The following is an 18,301-nucleotide window of genomic DNA, read 5'->3' on the forward strand; positions in this document are numbered from 1 at the left end:
CTCAGAACCTTAGCACCTCAAAAAATGCAATTATCAAACTCAGAAGAACAATTAATGGAGCATCTTTGGAAGCTTGAAAAAGCCTTCATGAAAGATTTGCTTGAAGCGTATCCGGAACCAAAGCCGGCAACAACGACCGTTGCAACGCTTTTGAAAAGAATGATCGATAAGAAATTCGTTGCGTATAACGAATTCGGAAATTCAAGGGAATATTATCCGCTGGTTAAAAAGACGGTTTATTTCTCGAAACACGTCAACGGATTAATTAGTAATTTCTTTAATAATTCGGCCTCACAATTTGCTTCTTTTTTCACTACGGAAACGGATTTGTCTACGTCGGAATTAGAAGAACTTAAGAAAATAATTGACAATCAAATTCAAAAAAAGAAAAAATGATCTTATATCTTTTAAAATCCGGAATACTACTTTTGGTTTTTTATGTAGTATATAAAATGGTTTTGGAAAACGAAAAAATGTTTCGTTTCAATCGCGCTTATTTGTTAGGAAGTTTAATTTTTAGCCTGACAATTCCATTGCAAATTGTTTCGTTTGAATCTGGTTTTTCTAACAAAATTGGACTAATTCAACTTGATGAGCTGGTAATTCAAAAAGGCAGTGAAAACTTTGCCCCGATCTCCCTAAATGATTTTTTAATTGTTTTGATAACAGTTTCTTATGGCTTGGTTGTTCTGTTATTAATGCTTCGTTTTGTTTTGAATTTATTTTCATTTTATAACAGGATAACGAGAAATGAAGTGCAATTTATAAAAGGGGAAAAAGTGGTTTTAATAGATGAACCTATTTTACCACATTCTTTTTGGAAATCTATTTTTATCAGTAAAGAGGAGTTTAAAAATGGTAAAATTCCATCTGAATTAATAGCGCATGAAAAAGCACATTTAGAACAAAAACATACTTTAGATATTCTTTTTATCGAAGTTTTGCAGATTGTATTTTGGTTTAATCCATTGTTTATTTTATATAAAAAAGCCATTAAGCTTAACCATGAATTTCTGGCAGATGAAGCGGTTATTAAGCAATTTGATTCCGTTAGAAGTTATCAAAATCTGCTGCTTGATTTTGCTTCTAATAAAAACACTATTTCGCTTGCCAGTACTATTAATTATTTAATAACTAAAAAACGTTTAGTAATGATGACTAAAAAAGAATCTTCTATTAAAATTGTATTAAAAGTATTTAGCGTAGGTATAGTTTATGCTTTATTATTGTTTGTTTTCAGCACAAAAACGATGGCTCAAACAGTAAAAAATAAGGCTGACGTTAAGGAAAAAGATATTTATGAAAGTGATGCAATTGAAAAACAGCCTGAATTTCCGGGGGGAATTGCAGCCTTTTATAAATTTGTTGGATCTAATTTTAAAATGCCTGCTGAGGCTGAAAAAAATAAAATACAAGGAAAAGCGTATATGCAGTTTGTTGTTGAAAAGGATGGAAGTTTATCTGATTTGCGAACAATGAAAGATGTTGGTTACGGTATAGGCGATGAAGTAATTCGTGTATTGAAACTTTCTCCAAAGTGGACTTCGGGCTCTATAGACGGAAAACCAGTTCGAGTGATGTATACTTTGCCAATAACAATTCAACCAGCGAAATAAAAAAAATAGTATTTTTATCAGAAAAATTAGTAAAAAAAAACAATTTTATGATAACAAGAAATAATTTGGAATCAAGTATTAAAACTTGTGCATTATTTACTCTGATTTTTATTTTTAGTACGGCCACGTTTGCTCAAACAGAAGCTTCGCCAGTGGCTAATAATTATAAAATGATGTCCGAGCTGGACGAAAAACCTGATTTTCCAGGTGGCATTTCGGAATTTTATAAATTCATAGGCGATAATTATATGACACCAAAAATTCAGGGATTGGCTGGCATAGTCTATGTGACATTTATAATTGAAAAAGACGGTTCTTTAGCAAACATAAAGGTTTTAAGAGACATTGGCTATGGAACAGGAGAAGAAGCGATACGAGTACTTCAAAATTCTCCTAAATGGATTCCCGGAAAATACCAGGGAGAGCCAGTAAGGGCTATGTACTCATTGCCTATTACGATCAAGGCCACTGAAAAGTTGGAAGAAAAAGTATATTCAGTAAAAGAAGTTTCTGAAAAACCAACTTATCCCGGAGGTTTACAAAATTTTTATAAAGATCTTTCTAAACAATATAAAGCGCCAGAAAAGATAGGGTTAAAAGGGCAAATTATTATTGGTTTTGTAATCGAAAAAGATGGCTCTGTTGTGGAAACTAAAATTTTAAAAGATCTTGGTTACGGCACTGGTGAGGAAGCTGTACGGAATATAAAGCTGACTAAAAAATGGATTCCGGGTAAACTTGAAAACGGTACAGCGGTGCGCACAGCGTACAGTTTGCCTATTACAATTCAATCTGCAAATTAAGTTTTTAAAAAGGTTCAAAGATACAGAGCAACAAAGGGGCAAAGGTTTAGTCTTGTGACTTTCCCATGTTTGGTAATTAAGCTTCAATAGAAACCTTTGTTCCTTTGAGCCTCTGAACCTTTGCATCTCAAAAATAAAAAATCCGCTTCTGAAACTAGAAGCGGATAAAATTAAAAACTAAAAAAAAAATTCTCAAAAAAAAGTAATCAGAACTAAAACAGGTCCGGATTATATCCAAAGTAAGGCATGGTTTGTTCGTTGAAAACAACACCATATTCTTCTAATTCTTTCAAAATGGGCAGATAGACTTCTTTTTTAATCGGAAGTTGTACCCCGGGAGTTGTGATTTTTCCATTCAAAATCAATAACGTAGCCATGGCAACCGGAAGTCCGACTGTTTTTGCCATAGCAGTATACGTTTGATCGTCTCCGATACAAACCATTTTTGAATCGATTTGCGATTTCTCACCGTACAATTCATAACCAAATTTATGGTACATCACAATCATATCTTTATCGTCTGGCGCTAAAGTCCAGCTGTCAGAAAGTATTTTTTCTAATATTTGAGCAGGAGTGGCATTTGGTAAATTCACTTTTTTGTTAGGATTGAATAAATCCAGTTCCAAAAGTTTATCCCACATAATATCGTCCTGATCAATTTTTAAGATTAGTCGCGTTTTAATTTCAACAGAGTCAGTTGGATGATAGGGTAAGAAAGAGTTTGTAAATTGTCGGTAGCTCATGTTTTCAGAATCTTCCATGATATAACTGTCATCTGTCATGCCGAGTTGTACAAACATATTCCAGGCTTTCGAAAAACCAACTCTTCTAATCGTTCCGCGATACAAAGTCAGTATATCATCTAAACCATAAATAGAACGATATTTAAGCGAATCACGGTTGGAATAGGCCTCAAATTTATCATAGCCCTCTACTTCAAGAAACTCCGTTCTGCGAAATAGCGTTCCATAGGGAATGTATTTATAAGTACCTTCCTGAATAAATTTTGCTGCACCACCCTGACCCGCCAATACTACATTTCTTGGTGCCCAGGTAAATTTGTAATTCCACAAATTATTATCTGATTCAGGGGCTACCAAGCCGCCACAAAACGATTCAAAAAGTAGCATATTGCCACCTTTTGACCTAATTTCATCAATAACTTTCATTGCACTCATGTGATCAACTCCGGGATCAAGACCAATCTCGTTCATGAAAATCAAATTGTTCTTTTTGGCTTCTTCATCAAGCGCCTGCATCGCATCACTTATATAAGAAGCGGTTACAAGATGTTTTTTGAATTGAAGACAATCTTTTGCAATCTCTATATGTAAATGAGCCGGTAACATCGAAATCACGATAGACGCTTTTTCTATCGCAGCTTTTCTTTCATCGGCATTAAATATGTTTAAAGCAATTGGAGTAGCATTGGGGTGTTTTTCTGTCTTTTTTTCGGCTAAGGCCAAGGATAAGTCGGCTACAATAAGATGTAGATTTTCACTTTCAGATTTTGATAGTAAATAACGTATCAATGATGATGCTGATCTTCCGGCTCCGATAATTAAAATGCTTCTCATGTTTTAAATATATAACACAAATATATTAAATTGTTACAAATATAACAATTGAATTGATTTAAAAAAATGAAATCTTTTTTATTTCAGATAAAAAAGTAAAGAATTCCTTTTCTCCAAAAAAGATTATGGAAAGTAAAAAGCTTTTTGAATACTTTGAAGTATTTTTGCTTTAAAATTAAAAGTAGTAAAGCATTATGAAAAGAAGAATTATACTGACAGGTGCATTTATAGGTATGTTAGCAATTATTTTAGGGGCTTTTGGAGCACATCTTCTAAAAAAATACTTAGCAGTAGAGCAACTGGTTACTTTTGAGACCGGAGTTCGTTATCAGATGTATCATGCCTTCTTTTTACTTTTTCTTTCAACCCGAAAAGAACTTACTCCAAAAGCACTAAAAACAATCTATAATTTAACGGTTGCCGGTGTCATTTTATTTAGTGGTTCTATCTATTTATTGGCTACAAAAAATCTTACATTATTCGATTCTAAAATTATCGTATTCGCAACTCCTGTGGGTGGATTTTTATTAATTCTTGCTTGGTTGGGATTATTTGTTAGTATTTTGAAGCAAAAATCATAAAATACCGAATAAAAAATTCTATCTAAAAATTAATCTTTAATTTTGTCTCATAAAATAACATAAAACTTTACTTCTGTGATTTTTTACTATTTTTCATTTATATTATTGAAAAATATAACAATTCAATGTTTTTAAGGTAACTTCTTAAAGATCAAAGTAAAATATGTTTGTGCACTAAAAAAATAATATACACAACTACAAATTTATGGACACTAACACACTTTTCTCGCAATCGATTTCGTTAAAGGAATTAGGAATTGAAAATGCCAAAGTTCACTATCAATTATCAGCAGATGAACTGCATGCTATTACAGTGCAATCAGGACAAGGTGTCGAAAACTCTACAGGAGCATTGGCGATCAATACAGGTGAGTTTACAGGACGTTCTCCGCAAGATCGTTTTATCGTAAAGGATAGCATTACAGAAGATAAAGTATGGTGGGGAAATGTAAATATTCCGTTTTCACCAGAAGCTTTCGAAAAATTATATACTAAAGTAACACAGTTTTTATCGAATAAAGAAGTATATGTACGCGATTCATACGTTTGTGCAGATGCTAATTATAGACTAAATGTTCGTGTAGTAACAGAAACGGCCTGGTCTAATTTGTTTTGTTACAATATGTTCTTAAGACCAGAAGAGTCTGAGTTATCCAACTTTACTCCGGAATGGACTGTGATTTGTGCACCAAGTTTTATGGCAGATCCTGCTGTAGACGGAACACGTCAGTCTAATTTTGCTATTTTAGATTTTACTAAAAAAGTAGCACTTATTGGCGGAACAGGATATACAGGAGAAATGAAAAAAGGTATTTTCTCTGCTTTGAATTTCATTTTACCAGTTTTCGAAAATACATTACCAATGCACTGTAGTGCTAATGTTGGTGAAGCTGGAGATACAGCTATTTTCTTCGGATTATCAGGAACTGGAAAAACTACTTTATCTGCAGATCCTGCACGTAAATTAATTGGTGATGATGAGCACGGATGGACTGCTGAAAATACAGTTTTTAACTTCGAAGGAGGTTGTTATGCTAAAGTAATCAACTTATCAGAAGAAAATGAACCGGACATTTTTAGAGCGATCAAAAAAGGAGCGCTTTTAGAAAATGTGGTTTTCAAAGCTGGAACAAACGAAGTAGATTATGATGATGTTTCGATCACTCAAAATACGCGTGTAAGTTACCCAATAACACATATTGATAATATTCAGCCAGGATCTATTGGACATAATCCTAAAAATATATTTTTCTTAACGGCAGATTCTTTCGGAATTTTGCCTCCAATCTCAAAACTGACTCCGGGTCAGGCTGCTTACCACTTTATTTCAGGATATACGGCAAAAGTTGCCGGAACTGAAGCGGGTGTAACAGAACCACAGCCTAACTTTTCAGCTTGTTTTGGAGCGCCATTCATGCCTTTGCACCCAACACGTTATGCCGAAATGCTAACTAAAAAGATGAAAGACGCAGACGTAAAAGTTTGGTTGATCAACACAGGTTGGACAGGTGGTCCTTACGGAACAGGAAGCCGTATGAAATTAAAATATACACGTGCCATGATTACCGCTGCATTAAATGGGGAATTAGACAACGTAGAATTTAAAAATCATGCAGTGTTTGGAATTGCAAAACCACAATCTTGCCCTAACGTTCCAGAGGAAATTTTAAATCCTAGAAATACTTGGGAAGACAAAGATTTATACGATAAAAAAGCATTAGAATTGGCTGCGAAATTCAAAGCCAACTTTGCCAAATTTGAAGAATTTGCAAACGAAGAAATTCTGGCCGGAGCGCCAAAAACAGAATAAGGATAATTACTAATTCAAACTAAAAAAGCTGTTCGTTATGAACAGTTTTTTTTTAGTTTTCAGTCTCAGGTCTCAGTCTCAGTCTCAGTTTTCAGTCACAGTTTTCAGTCACAGTTGGATACAGTAGGAAAACTGAAGACTGCGACTGGGACTGAAAACTCACATTAGACTGAAAACTCACATTAGACTGAAAACTTATTTACCGTCAATACGTTGCTGCATCAAATCCCAGGCATAATAATGAAACGTCATTCCGTTGCTCATCGCTACAAAAAGGCCGTTTTTATATTTTCCTCCTAAATTAATACTGGTAGCATCCGCACCATCACATTCAACTGTCGAAGTTGGAATTTCGGCCAATAAAGGATAATTGTTTGGATTGCCTTTTGCACCTTCTCTTGGATAAACCATAAAAGTATTGGCTTGTTGATTAGATACTAAAATATAACCAGTAGAATCTGTTTTTTTGTAAATAGCGATTCCTTCATTATCAGCTTTAAAACCTGTTTTTCCGAATAAAGCCATTTCCTTATTATCGTTTAAAGCAGGATCCGCTTTGTATTTTCTAATTCCGAATTGCTCGTCGCAATATAAAATCGTTCCCAATTCATTATCAACCGCAATGGCTTCGATTTCTTTCTTTCCGCTGTAAGCACCAAATTTGCGTACTACTTTTGCAGTTGCAAATTTCCCGTTTCCGGAAAGTTCATACTGCCATAAATAACTTCCTGATGGTCCGGATTTTCTTCCTACAACAGCAAAAATTTTGTTGTCACTTGGTCGTGTGTATAAAGCAACTCCCATTGGATCACGTAATTCTTCACCTTCAAAAACCGGAATTCCGCCGTTATCAATTGCTTTTAAATCGGGTAAACTGAAAATTCTGATTTTGTTGCTTTCACGTTCTGTTGTTACGGCAACGTCAACTTTTTTTCCGTCAATAACTAATCCGTATGCGATATCAACATTGTTCGGGCGTTTTAAAACTTCTGATTTACCGACAATTTTTCCATCTAAATCAAATGCATACAAACCACCGTCTGTGTCTTTATCTGTTCCGACAATTATACTTTTTGTAGCATCGGTAGGATGAATCCAGATTGAAGGATCGTCTGTATCGTGAGGCAAAGCTTCTGTAACGGTTGTGGGTTTAACGGCGTTTGGGGCAATGGGCGCTAATTTATCATCTTTACAAGAAAGGAATAAAACACTTAAAAGTAAAAAAGTGATTATAGAGTTATTTTTCATTTGAGTTTCATTTGAATAAAATTAGACAGAACCACAAAGTCCTGTCTAATTTAAGAATTTTATAATTGGTTATTACAAGTCAAATTTCAATCCCAAATTGTAACGGGCCTGATAATATTCTGCTTGTTTGGTGTGCGCTTCAACTCCTTGGTAATAACGCAGCGGTTGGTTTGTTAAGTTGTTGGCTTCGGCAAAAACGCGAAGGTGTTTTGTAATTTTAAAAGAAGCATTCGCATCTAAGAAAAACTGCTTATCATAATAACTGTCTTTGTAAGACTCAGAACCCAATTCATCTAAATAATCTGATGTGAAATTAGTCGAAACTCTGGCAGAAAAACGTTTGTTTTCCCAAGATAATGAACCATTAAACATATGTGGCGTTGTTCCCGGAAGACTAATGTCGTTTCTTTCAATTCCATCTTCATCAGAAATTCCTTTTGCTTTAGATTTTGTATAAGTGTAATTCAGATAGATACCAAATCCTTTTAAGAATTTCCCTGGTAAGAAATCTAACTGACGTTGAAATGCTACTTCAAAACCATAAACATCCACTTTATCTCCGTTTCTTGATTGTACAAATGACCAGTTTTCGCCAACCGGAATTGGGTTGTTCTGATTTGGAAAATCAGTAGCAAATTTTACGCTGTCGTATTGATTATCGCTGTAATTGTAAATGAAATCATTTAATCTTTTGTAGAAAACACCACCAGAAATCAAACCAACTGATTTGAAATAATTCTCAGCCATGAAATCATAGTTATAAGAATAGGTTGCGTCAAGATCTGGATTTCCAGCTGTAATCTCTTTATCTGCAGCAATATTATTTACATAAGGAGCTAATGCATAATAATTTGGGCGAGCCAAAGCTGTTGTTGCTGCCGCTCTTAAAACTAAATCTTTTGTAGCATTATATTGAAATGAAATGCTTGGCAATAAATTAGTGTAAGAGTTTGTATTGTTAATTTGGCTCTCTAATTCCTCTTCGTCCAAAACCCTGTTTCCTGTATAATCGATATGGGTGTTCTCTAAACGGAAACCTAAAACCATAGAAAGTTTGTCGTTAAAATCCTGGTCCCATCTCACATAAGCTGCATAAATGTTTTCTTTAGCATTGTAATTAACTGCTAAATATTCTGATGGGCTTGCTTCTTTGTCAAATAAAGCAGGATTATTTAAATCTAAACTTCCTAAGAAATTGGCCGACGCAAAAGTTCCCGGTACATATTTAGTTCCCGGATTAAATTTTGAACCGTCATAATAACTTGTTGGAACTTCAGATAGTAATTCCATTCCGTCGTTGATTGGCTCATAAGAATAAAACATATTATTTCTTTCTTTTTCTTTTAAGCGAAGTCTAAGACCGGTTCTCAATCTTCCTTTTTCAGAAGGAATCACGGTGAAAGGGAAACGAATGTTGATTTTTGCACCAAATTCACTTTCGCTTGTTTCATCTGTATTTTCTGTAACCGAATCAAATTTGAGATCATCTACAGATTCACCTACAGTTGTCATTAAAGGAAATCTCGGGTCAGATAAATCTTCCATCATTTCCAGACCTTTCTGACGGTATTCGATATAACGCTCTTGTGGACGGTATTCTCTCGCTTTTGCATAATTGGCAGACCAGTCTAAATCTAATTTAGAGTTGATCAAGTGTTCTCCACGAATCGAATAATTCTGAACGCGTTGATCTTCTAATCTCCTGTTTTTGTTTCTGTTGTTGTCAACACCACCTTTTGTCTGACGTTTTACACGACCTTCAAAACCTGTAATTTCTTCACCATTGTAGATCGGTTCGATATCATCGTAAGTAGTTCTGAAACGGTTTTCTCTATCGTCTCTCCAGTTATAAATGGCATTGGCGAAAATGGTATTGTTTTCGTCAAATTTATAATCTAAAGCCACAGAACCGCTTCGACGAATACGTTGTACATCGTATTTTCTGATTTCTGAGGCTTGCAAATATTCATTTCCGAAATCATCTTTTACCCATTCGTTTTCGATATTATCAGATCCGTAATCTACATTATTATAAGATCCGCTGAAAACGGCTCCTAATTTATTGTCGAAAAAACGATTTCCATAAACTAATCCTGCCGTGTAAGACGCATGCTCGCGAATTGGCAAATAACCTCCCGCAAGTGTTGCTGAGATTCTTTCGCCGTTTGGAGTTGCTCTGGTAATTAAGTTTACAGAACCTCCAATGGCATCAGCATCCATATCTGAAGTTAAGGTTTTGTTTACTTCGATAGTCGAAATCATATCAGACGGAATTAAATCCATTTGAACATTTCGGTTATCTCCTTCTGCTGACGGAATTCGGTCTCCATTCAAAGTTACCGAGTTCAATGACGGAGCCAAACCTCTAATAATAATATTACGAGCCTCACCCTGGTCATTTTGCATGGTGATACCCGGAACACGTTTTAAAGCGTCTCCAACATTGGCATCAGGAAAACGTCCCATTTGATCAGATGAAATTACGTTTCCAATGTTTTTATTGTTTTTTTGTTGATTCAACGCTTTGGCCTGACCTTTTAAAATGTCTCCAACGACAACTTCATTCAACTCAGTTCCCGCTGATTTAAGTGCAAAATCAAGAACGTTATTTCTTCCTGCTTCTACTTTGATTTCTTGTGTTGTAGCAGTGTATCCTATATATTTTACTTGTACCTGGTAAGTTCCTTCATTGATGTTAAGTAATTCAAAACGACCATTATAATCTGAAACCGTGTATTTGTTTTCACCAACAATCTGAATCATTGCTCCAGGCAACGGAAGTTTGTCATCGATATCTAATACTTTTCCTGAGATTATGGCTTTTTGGGCATAACCTGAAAAGGCTAAAAGCATGAATGTTACTAATAAATAAATTTTTTTCATTGTGTTTTAGTTTGATTTCCTGCGAAACTAGAACCTTTGTATTACTAAAACCCTTTAAAAAAATTAACATACTGTTATGATTAATCTTATAAAAATGGAGGTTAATAATGTTTAAATAACATTTATTAAAATCAAAAGATATAGTTGCAACTAAAAACAAATCAACTATTTATCTGAGAATTAATTTTTTGGCGCTAAATTTGCCTTATCATCATAATCAAAAATCATCAATCATGTTAAAACAATTTTTTATCCTATGTTCTGGAGCCGACAGAGATTTACTCGAAGGCTGTTCAGAAGGCGAACAAACCAAATATGTTGGTATTGGAGCCACCGTTTTTTTTACCGCAGTTATGGCATTCCTTGCCAGTGCTTATGCGCTTTTTACTGTTTTTGATTCTATTTATCCTGCCCTAATATTTGGGTTTGTATGGAGTTTACTGATCTTCAATTTGGACCGATTTATTGTTTCGACTATCAAGAAACGAGATCGTTTTATGGATGAATTTCTGCAAGCAACGCCTCGTATTGCATTGGCGATTATTATTGCCATCGTAATTTCGAAACCATTAGAAATTAAAATTTTCGAAAAAGAAATCAATACTGTTTTGTTGAAGGAAAAAAACGAAATGGAATTGGCCAATAAAAAGCAGGTTGGGAATTATTTCAAATCGGATTTAGATAAAAATAAGGCTGAGATTGCTTCTTTAAAAGCAGATATTCTAAAGAAAGAAAAAGAAGTAAACGCTTTATACTCAACTTACATCACAGAAGCTGAAGGAACAGCGGGAACTAAAAAGTTAGGGAAAGGTCCTGTCTATAAAGAGAAACGCGAGAAACACGATGCCATTTTAAAAGAATTCGAAACCTTAAAAACAACTAACGAAGCAAAAATTGCCGAGAAAGAAAAAGCAGGCAAACAATTACAAGCCGATTTAGATAAAAAAGTTTCGCAAACACAACCTATTATCGAAGGTTTTGATGGTTTAATGGCCAGAATTAATGCTTTGAATAAACTGCCCTGGATGCCGTCTTTCTTTATAATGCTATTATTTTTAGCAATTGAAACTTCTCCAATTATAGCCAAATTATTAGCTCCAAAAGGTGAATTCGACTTTAAACAGGAAGAAGCAGAAACTGCGATGAAAGCGACCTTGGAACAGAACAAATACCAACGCGAATTACTTAAGAAAACCAGTGCCCAAATGCACGACAGAGTTTACGCTGATATTGCTGAGGATAAAAGTTTATACGACCTGCAGCGAAAAAATGCAACGGAGTTATTAGAACTGCAATCAAATAGTTTTGTAGAAAAACAGAAGGCTACTCTCTAAGTCATAAAGTTTGAAAGTCGAAAGTCTTAAAGTCTGAAAAACTAAAAAGCCAGAAATTTCTATTTCTGGCTTTCTTTTTTATATAAAGTGAATGACTTTTAAACTTTCGACTTTATGACTTTTGACTAAATTACATATAACTTAATATCTCTTTTTTATAAGCATCATATTCACCTTGCATAATCAATCCGTTATCAAGAAGTTTTTTATAATTCTGTAATTTATCAAAAAGTTCTTCTTTAGACAATTCACTTAATTTACGGTCTCCTGTTGAAGTTGGTGCAGGCTGAATTGGTTCATAAGTTTCATAAGATGGAGAAGGAGTAACCGCCGGCATAATTTCAGCATAATTCGTCACTTCTTCTGTTTCTACTTCTTCAATTGCTTCCTCTTCTTCTTCTTCATATTCTGGTTCAACAACTTCCTGAATAGGTGTCGCAGCCGAAACCGGGTTTTTTAAAATATCCAATTGTTCTTTAGCATAGGTATAAATTTTTCTTGCCTGAATTTTAGGAATATAATCTATTGAAACCTGAATGTCCGTTTTTGTTGAAAATGAGAACTCTGATCCTAATATATTTTCTTTTACAAAAGTCCCAACGATTTCATCCCAGGTATAATCTGTAAAGTCCATTGAAAGACCTAAGTTTTTAGGTTTACAGATAATAATTCTTTTGTTTGTTAATACAATACTATCTGGAAAAACAGTAATTGCTGGTTTTTTTTGAACCGCGATATATCCAACTTCCTCACCCTTCATCAATAAATCATTGAGTTTTGAGGTGATTTTTTCAATCGCTTTTGGATCTTGTTCTTCGTTTAGAAATTTTTTAAATTGTTCTTTCATGTTTGATAAATTGCTAAGTAACTGAGTTGCTAAGTTTTTGACTGATGCTGCAAATGTAATGCCTAATTTTCTAATTGCTCCGACTGTTCGGTAAAAAATTACCTCGGGTCGATAATTTCGTTTTGAATTTTCTTGGTCAAACTTTTAAAAACCAATTCATACGAATGATCGATGAGTTCTTTTATAAAAGCGGTTGACAAACTACCGTTCAGCGCAATGGTATTCCAATGTACCTTGCTCATATGAAAGCCTGGTTTTATCTCATCATATTCGGCTCGAAGCTCTTGCGCGCGTTCGGGATCGCACTTTAAATTGACTGATGGTTCGTTCTTTTCCCATTGCGATAAGGAAGACAGGGCAAACATTTTTCCGCCTACTTTAAAAACCAAGGTGTCTTCATCAAAAGGAAAATGTTCACTGACACCTTTTTTTGACAGACAATATTCGTAATACGTTTCTAGATTCATAATGTTTATTATTTACCAATTTCACCTAAATGGGTGTATTTAAAACCACTTTCATATTTTAAACCATATCCAAAAAATCGATCCATCGCCGAATGTGAAAATAATATAATTCCTGTAAGTTGTAAAATTTCAATTTTGAAATAACAGCCTATTAAATACAACAAAACCGCAATTCCGCGATGATGAAATATATTGTAAAAAAATGCGCCGCTCTTATTTCCAAAAATATAACCAAGCATCGAAAAGTCAGGAGCTAAAATTAACACCAAAAACCACCACCATTCAAAATCTAAAAGGCTAAACAAATAGATTCCGAGTATAAATAAACCTAATTCTTCTAGTTTGATTATTGTTTTCATAGTTTCTTCTCCATCATTTTTTCAGGATATTCCAAAGCTTTAAAGCCGAATTTTTCATATAAAAAATGAGCATCGGTTGTCGCTAATCTCCAAATTTGAATGTTTTTTAAAATGGGTTCGTTGATCATATTTTCAATTAAAATAGACGAATAGCCTTTTCCGCGATGTTCTTCGGTAATAAAAACGTCCATTACATATCCAAAAACTACAAAATCTGTAATGACACGTGCGAAACCAATTTGTTGATCGTTCAGATAGATTCCAAAGCAAACAGAAGCATCAATAGTAGTCTGAACTTCTTCAATTGTTCGTCCGGCGGCCCAATAAATATCTTTTAGAAAGTTTTGTATGAAAGGAACATCAAGTTTGTTTTTATCGGTCGAAACGGTAATTTGATTCATTTTTTTTGAATAGGTTCTGAGGTACTAAGGTTCTGAGACACTAAGGAAACTTAGTTTCTTAATATCTCAGAACCTTAGCAACTTATTTTACTACATTTTAATTTTATTGTCAATTTTTTCTACAGGTTTTGAAATAAAACCAGGTGCATCAAAACGGTAACCAAAATACAATAATCCATAAACTTTATCATTACTAATAATGTTGTCTTTATCTTCATTATAGGAGCTAACGCTGAAATTTAGACTGGCACCAAAAAGTATTCGGTCCGAATTATATCCCATCTTAAGCCCGCCATCCAGATTTTTGGTAAAATAGGTGTCTTTCTCTATGGTTTCAACTCCGGCATCTCTACTTTTATCTTTCATAAATTTCACTCCAATGGATGGAGATAAATTGGGAGCAACATAAAAATTTTTGTGAATGATAAAATTATAATAATATCCTGCTGCAAGCTTAAGGTCAAACTCTTTTTGTTTACCGTCAAGATCGTCTACTTTTGATCGAATGGTGTTGTAATTATAAATTAAAGACGGAAGAAAAGTTCCGGCACTTTTTTTCTGCCATTCTGTAAAGGATGTGATACTTTTCAGTGAGAATTTAGGGTTAAACAGATAAGAAGTCGACATTCCTAATTGTAATGTCTTAAAATCAGGAAATTGAAGATACGGATCTTTTCCTTCAATCCAGGTTGGTTCAAAATCAGACATATTGGCGACATAATATCCTTTTGTTTTACTGTAATTTACTGTTTGAAGCCAGCGTCCTAAAAAGAAACGAAAGTTATAATCGGAGAAAGTCGATTTCCCCTTTAGGTCTTCGTCTTTATTTCCACCAAAAAACTTCGGATAAAAACCGTAACTGAAACCTATAAATTTATAATCAATACTTAAGAATAGTTTGTAACTATTATTGGTTTGCAAGTCAAGATTTGATCCCTTTTTATTATTGAGTAAATAGTTGTCAGTTTGGGTGCTCAAATTTGTCCTGATCATTATTTTATCAGGATAATAAATAAAGTTTGCGGTGTCTTGAGATTTCTCGTTTTGGCTATAAAGTGAAGAGAAATTCAATAAAAAAGCGAGCAGAAAAACACATAATCCAATTGTATTATGGGCTGTAATTTTGAAGTTTTGTTTCTTTATTGGTTTCAATGCGAAAGGATTGCGGATTAGTGAATATAAAACTACTAAATTATTTTATATAAAACAGGCTTGCTCGGACTTGCATCGTTTTCAAAAGAAGCAATTTGCAAGTTTAATATATAATCGTCATCCTGAATTGCATCAGAAACAAAAATCATTTCGGTAATTGTCGCTTCAAATCTTGCATCTTTATTTAGTTGATGCGTGTCTTTTACATTCCAAAACGCTTTATGCGCTAATAACTTTCCTTCGTCATGTTCTTTGTCAACGCTTGGTAAATCGATCAGTAAATGCTGAATTTCGCTTTCGCGGATGAAAATTGCCGCTTCTTCAGACAAATAAGGCGGATTTGTATTCGAGTATTTTCTTGATTTTTTTGCTGCCTGGTTTGGAAGTGTCCTGATAATAATGGCTTCCGTTTTGGTTCCATTTAAAGAAGCCGAAATTTGATCTTTCGTAATAACCAAATCTTCTCCAATCTTTTCAGGTTCAATTGTAATCAATTTGGCAAAAAAGAAAAACTGTTTTAAAGCCTGATTGATACTATAAAAATCGTTTGTAATATGTCCCAGGCATTCCGTATGCGTTCCATGTCCGTGCGGATTAAAGAAAATATTATTGAAATTCGTTGATGATTTTCCTTCCGAAACTTTCCCAATCCAATCACCAAAAATAACAGGTTCAATAACTGGTTTTTCGATGTACCATGCAATCGGGTTTTCGTCTGTATTGGTTAACGGAATTGAAATATCGATGGGTTTTGATAAGTCGATTTCGAAGTTGTTGATTTTTGCTAGCATGATTATTTAACCGCAAGGGTCGCTAAGGGTTTACGCAAGGTTCGCAAGGTTTATTTTTTGCTTTTTAATTTAGCATCTATAGTTTATTTACAACTCTCTTAATTCCATTTTTTATCAAGATGACATTAAAATTTAGTAATAGACCCAATTTGCAATCCGTTAATTTTAAATAAGTCAATAGTTGAGCAAAATGAATTTCATTTAAAGCATCGACTGATTTTATTTCCAAAATTAATTTATTTTCGATTATGATATCTAATCGGTAACCAATTTCTAGTTTTATTTCTTCGTAAATTAATGGTAATGGTTTTTGTTTTTCAATTCTTAAACCTGTCTTCTTTAATTCAAAATAGAGGCATTCTTCATAAGCACTTTCTAAAAGTCCCGGGCCTAAAGTTTGATGGACTTTTAAAGCACAATCAAAAACGATTCTTGATAATTCATTCTCTGACATAAAGTAATTTAATTATATTTTAAGGTTTGTAAAAATACAATTAAAATATAAAAAAATAAGATTATTCCTATGAAAAATTAAATCTTGCGAACTTTGCGTAAACCCTTAGCGAACCTTGCGGTTAAGCTCTCATTCCAAATTTAGATAAAATAAATCTGAAGCAATTCCATCTGTCAGAAATTTTCCTTTTGCAGTTGGTTTTAAAATGTCATTTTCAATTGAAAGTAAATCATCGTTTAGGAATTTCTGACTTTGTTTTTGCAGATAGTCCAAATATTTCAAACCAAATTCCTTTTCGATTCGCTCTAATGAAACACCCCAAATGGTTCTCAATCCCGTCATAATATATTCGTTATAACGATCCGATTTAGATAATATTTCCGTTTCAAGTGGTAAAATGTTTTCCTGAATCGATTTTAAGTAAAGTGAATTATTGGCTACATTCCAGCCTCTTTTTTCGCCGTGATAGCTATGCGCCGAAGGCCCGATTCCTATATATTTTTTGCCTAACCAATACGCCGAATTGTTCCTCGAGAAATAATTCTCTTTTCCAAAATTGGACAATTCATAATGTATAAAACCGTTTTCTTGAAGGGTGTCGACCAAAATCATAAAATGATTGGAAGCCACTTCGTCTTGTGGTTCAGCAATTTTTCCGGTATCAATTAGTTTTCTCAAAGCTGTTTTAGGTTCAACTGTCAAAGCATAACTTGAAATATGCGGAACGCCAAAACTCAAAGCAGTTTCAATATTTTGTTTCCACATTTCATCAGTTAATCCCGGAATGCCATAAATTAAATCCAAAGAAATATTATCAAAATACTTAGTCGCTTCTTCTAAACATTTTTTGGCTTCCGCCGAATTATGAGCGCGATTCATCATTTTTAAATCTTCTTCATAAAAAGACTGAATCCCAATACTTAAGCGGTTTATCGGACTTTTGGATAATGCTAAAATTCGTTCTGAAGACAAATCATCCGGATTGGCCTCAAGCGTAATTTCAGGATTATCTGAGACTTTATAATTTTTATAGACTTCTGAGATTAGAAAGTTTATTTCTTCATTTGTCAAGACAGAAGGAGTTCCTCCGCCAAAATAAATGGTTTCAACAACATCATTTCCAAATTCACTTTTGCGCATGACAATTTCTTTGGCCAAAGCCAAAACCATCTCCTCTTTCTTCTTCATTGAAGTCGAAAAGTGAAAATCGCAATAATGGCAAGCTTGCTTGCAAAAAGGAATATGGATGTAGATACCGCTCATTAATTAGATAATTAGAAAATGTGACAATTAGATAATGATGTAGATGGTCAATATAATGGGAAAATTAGAAAATTTGATAAAGAGATAATGTATATTCTCAATCCAAGAATTATCTAATTTTCTAATTGACACATTTTCTAATTGGCACATTATCTTATTTACTCACTTTGTCTTCATTTTGTTTCACAAAAGCATCCCAACCCGAATAACTTTTTCCAGCCACGATTTTTCCTGAATTAAAGAAATGACAAACAGCGGCTGCCAAACCATCTGTTGAATCGAGGTTTTTTGGCAATTCTTTTAAACCTAAAAGTTGTTGCAGCATTTTGGCAACTTGTTCTTTGCTGGCGTTTCCGTTTCCGGTAATCGCCATTTTTATCTTTTTTGGTTCGTATTCTGTAATCGGAATATCTCTTGAAAGGCCAGCTGCCATTGCAACGCCTTGGGCACGTCCTAATTTTAGCATCGACTGAACATTCTTTCCGAAGAAAGGAGCTTCGATCGCAATTTCATCAGGATGATGCGTTTCGATTAATTCGATGGTACGCTCAAAAATGATTTTTAGTTTTTGGTAATGATTGTCATATTTGGACAATTGCAGTTCGTTCAACTGCAAAAATTCCATTTTTTTGTTGATGACTTTAATCAGTCCAAAACCCATGATTGTAGTTCCAGGGTCGATTCCTAATATGATGCGTTCTTTTGTCAAGGAGTT

The 18,301-nt window shown here is 34.0% G+C and carries 18 protein-coding genes; 6 read left to right on the plus strand and 12 right to left on the minus strand.

Going from position 1 to position 18,301, the window contains the following annotated elements:
- Window positions 1-24: 24 nt before the first annotated feature.
- From B0A65_RS07570 to B0A65_RS23240, 3 genes are read left to right on the plus strand one after another with little or no spacing between them, the layout of a single operon-like run.
- Complete coding sequence (locus B0A65_RS07570; RefSeq protein ID WP_074660320.1) at window positions 25-396, plus strand: BlaI/MecI/CopY family transcriptional regulator; 372 nt, start codon at window positions 25-27, stop codon at window positions 394-396.
- The gene (locus tag B0A65_RS07575) at window positions 393-1,616 is read left to right on the plus strand and encodes a M56 family metallopeptidase (protein WP_074660321.1); all 1,224 of its coding nucleotides are present in this window, start codon (window positions 393-395) and stop codon (window positions 1,614-1,616) included. Before B0A65_RS07570 ends, B0A65_RS07575 begins: the two co-directional genes overlap by 4 nt.
- A 47-nt stretch (window positions 1,617-1,663) precedes the next feature.
- Complete coding sequence (locus B0A65_RS23240) at window positions 1,664-2,419, plus strand: energy transducer TonB (RefSeq protein ID WP_074660322.1); 756 nt, start codon at window positions 1,664-1,666, stop codon at window positions 2,417-2,419.
- Between the two features lie 212 nt (window positions 2,420-2,631).
- Here B0A65_RS23240 and B0A65_RS07585 read toward each other — a convergent pair whose 3' ends face one another.
- Window positions 2,632-3,996 (minus strand): saccharopine dehydrogenase family protein, encoded by a 1,365-nt coding sequence (locus tag B0A65_RS07585; RefSeq protein WP_074660323.1) that lies wholly within the window; start codon window positions 3,994-3,996, stop codon window positions 2,632-2,634.
- 194 nt (window positions 3,997-4,190) lie between these two features.
- On the opposite strand from B0A65_RS07585, the gene B0A65_RS07590 reads away from it, so the two are divergent.
- Together B0A65_RS07590 and pckA are read left to right on the plus strand one after the other, a co-directional pair.
- Complete coding sequence (locus B0A65_RS07590) at window positions 4,191-4,577, plus strand: DUF423 domain-containing protein (RefSeq protein WP_074660324.1); 387 nt, start codon at window positions 4,191-4,193, stop codon at window positions 4,575-4,577.
- Window positions 4,578-4,782: 205 nt separating this feature from the next.
- Entirely contained in the window at window positions 4,783-6,387 is a 1,605-nt protein-coding gene (gene pckA, locus B0A65_RS07595; protein ID WP_074660325.1) for a phosphoenolpyruvate carboxykinase (ATP), read from the plus strand.
- A gap of 195 nt (window positions 6,388-6,582) precedes the next feature.
- Here pckA and B0A65_RS07600 read toward each other — a convergent pair whose 3' ends face one another.
- Window positions 6,583-7,635: a phytase gene (locus B0A65_RS07600; RefSeq protein WP_074660326.1), complete on the minus strand. Its 1,053-nt coding sequence runs from the start codon at window positions 7,633-7,635 to the stop codon at window positions 6,583-6,585.
- A 72-nt stretch (window positions 7,636-7,707) separates the two neighbouring features.
- Window positions 7,708-10,518: a TonB-dependent receptor gene (locus B0A65_RS07605; RefSeq protein WP_074660327.1), complete on the minus strand. Its 2,811-nt coding sequence runs from the start codon at window positions 10,516-10,518 to the stop codon at window positions 7,708-7,710.
- A 233-nt stretch (window positions 10,519-10,751) separates the two neighbouring features.
- Here B0A65_RS07605 and B0A65_RS07610 point away from each other — a divergent pair, with 233 nt between their 5' ends.
- Window positions 10,752-11,852, plus strand: a complete 1,101-nt coding sequence (locus B0A65_RS07610; RefSeq protein ID WP_074660328.1) for a DUF4407 domain-containing protein — start codon at window positions 10,752-10,754, stop codon at window positions 11,850-11,852.
- 130 nt (window positions 11,853-11,982) lie between these two features.
- Here B0A65_RS07610 and B0A65_RS07615 read toward each other — a convergent pair whose 3' ends face one another.
- The 9 genes from B0A65_RS07615 to ruvC all read right to left on the minus strand — a co-directional run bounded on the left by B0A65_RS07615 (window position 11,983) and on the right by ruvC (window position 18,295).
- A complete protein-coding gene (locus B0A65_RS07615) occupies window positions 11,983-12,699 on the minus strand; it encodes a PH domain-containing protein (RefSeq protein WP_074660329.1) in 717 nt (238 codons plus the stop codon).
- A gap of 98 nt (window positions 12,700-12,797) precedes the next feature.
- Window positions 12,798-13,166 carry an MmcQ/YjbR family DNA-binding protein gene (locus tag B0A65_RS07620; RefSeq protein ID WP_026982718.1) on the minus strand — a complete coding sequence of 123 codons (369 nt, stop codon included), beginning with the start codon at window positions 13,164-13,166 and terminating at the stop codon, window positions 12,798-12,800.
- A gap of 8 nt (window positions 13,167-13,174) precedes the next feature.
- Entirely contained in the window at window positions 13,175-13,525 is a 351-nt protein-coding gene (locus B0A65_RS07625; protein WP_074660330.1) for a DUF4260 domain-containing protein, read from the minus strand.
- Window positions 13,522-13,926 (minus strand): GNAT family N-acetyltransferase, encoded by a 405-nt coding sequence (locus tag B0A65_RS07630; RefSeq protein WP_074660331.1) that lies wholly within the window; start codon window positions 13,924-13,926, stop codon window positions 13,522-13,524. Before B0A65_RS07630 ends, B0A65_RS07625 begins: the two co-directional genes overlap by 4 nt.
- A 90-nt stretch (window positions 13,927-14,016) precedes the next feature.
- Window positions 14,017-15,078: a DUF4421 family protein gene (locus B0A65_RS07635; RefSeq protein ID WP_074660332.1), complete on the minus strand. Its 1,062-nt coding sequence runs from the start codon at window positions 15,076-15,078 to the stop codon at window positions 14,017-14,019.
- Window positions 15,079-15,113: 35 nt separating this feature from the next.
- A complete protein-coding gene (locus tag B0A65_RS07640; RefSeq protein WP_074660333.1) occupies window positions 15,114-15,869 on the minus strand; it encodes a cyclase family protein in 756 nt (251 codons plus the stop codon).
- A gap of 76 nt (window positions 15,870-15,945) precedes the next feature.
- Window positions 15,946-16,323, minus strand: coding sequence for a GxxExxY protein (locus B0A65_RS07645; protein ID WP_074660334.1), 378 nt, complete (start codon window positions 16,321-16,323; stop codon window positions 15,946-15,948).
- Window positions 16,324-16,452: 129 nt separating this feature from the next.
- A complete protein-coding gene (hemW, locus tag B0A65_RS07650; protein ID WP_074660335.1) occupies window positions 16,453-17,586 on the minus strand; it encodes a radical SAM family heme chaperone HemW in 1,134 nt (377 codons plus the stop codon).
- A 154-nt stretch (window positions 17,587-17,740) separates the two neighbouring features.
- Window positions 17,741-18,295 carry a crossover junction endodeoxyribonuclease RuvC gene (gene ruvC, locus B0A65_RS07655; protein WP_074660336.1) on the minus strand — a complete coding sequence of 185 codons (555 nt, stop codon included), beginning with the start codon at window positions 18,293-18,295 and terminating at the stop codon, window positions 17,741-17,743.
- Window positions 18,296-18,301: the final 6 nt, after the last annotated feature.

The sequence above is a fragment of the Flavobacterium frigidimaris genome, from assembly GCF_002217275.1.
GTDB classification, from domain to species: domain Bacteria; phylum Bacteroidota; class Bacteroidia; order Flavobacteriales; family Flavobacteriaceae; genus Flavobacterium; species Flavobacterium aquidurense.

Coding starts and splice junctions, on each gene's coding strand:
- B0A65_RS07570 (WP_074660320.1), top strand. CDS start 25: ATGCAATTATCAAACTCAGAAGAACAATTAATGGAGCATCTTTGGAAG.
- B0A65_RS07575 (WP_074660321.1), top strand. CDS start 393: ATGATCTTATATCTTTTAAAATCCGGAATACTACTTTTGGTTTTTTAT.
- B0A65_RS23240 (WP_074660322.1), top strand. CDS start 1,664: ATGATAACAAGAAATAATTTGGAATCAAGTATTAAAACTTGTGCATTA.
- B0A65_RS07585 (WP_074660323.1), bottom strand. CDS start 3,996: ATGAGAAGCATTTTAATTATCGGAGCCGGAAGATCAGCATCATCATTG.
- B0A65_RS07590 (WP_074660324.1), top strand. CDS start 4,191: ATGAAAAGAAGAATTATACTGACAGGTGCATTTATAGGTATGTTAGCA.
- pckA (WP_074660325.1), top strand. CDS start 4,783: ATGGACACTAACACACTTTTCTCGCAATCGATTTCGTTAAAGGAATTA.
- B0A65_RS07600 (WP_074660326.1), bottom strand. CDS start 7,635: ATGAAAAATAACTCTATAATCACTTTTTTACTTTTAAGTGTTTTATTC.
- B0A65_RS07605 (WP_074660327.1), bottom strand. CDS start 10,518: ATGAAAAAAATTTATTTATTAGTAACATTCATGCTTTTAGCCTTTTCA.
- B0A65_RS07610 (WP_074660328.1), top strand. CDS start 10,752: ATGTTAAAACAATTTTTTATCCTATGTTCTGGAGCCGACAGAGATTTA.
- B0A65_RS07615 (WP_074660329.1), bottom strand. CDS start 12,699: ATGAAAGAACAATTTAAAAAATTTCTAAACGAAGAACAAGATCCAAAA.
- B0A65_RS07620 (WP_026982718.1), bottom strand. CDS start 13,166: ATGAATCTAGAAACGTATTACGAATATTGTCTGTCAAAAAAAGGTGTC.
- B0A65_RS07625 (WP_074660330.1), bottom strand. CDS start 13,525: ATGAAAACAATAATCAAACTAGAAGAATTAGGTTTATTTATACTCGGA.
- B0A65_RS07630 (WP_074660331.1), bottom strand. CDS start 13,926: ATGAATCAAATTACCGTTTCGACCGATAAAAACAAACTTGATGTTCCT.
- B0A65_RS07640 (WP_074660333.1), bottom strand. CDS start 15,869: ATGCTAGCAAAAATCAACAACTTCGAAATCGACTTATCAAAACCCATC.
- B0A65_RS07645 (WP_074660334.1), bottom strand. CDS start 16,323: ATGTCAGAGAATGAATTATCAAGAATCGTTTTTGATTGTGCTTTAAAA.
- hemW (WP_074660335.1), bottom strand. CDS start 17,586: ATGAGCGGTATCTACATCCATATTCCTTTTTGCAAGCAAGCTTGCCAT.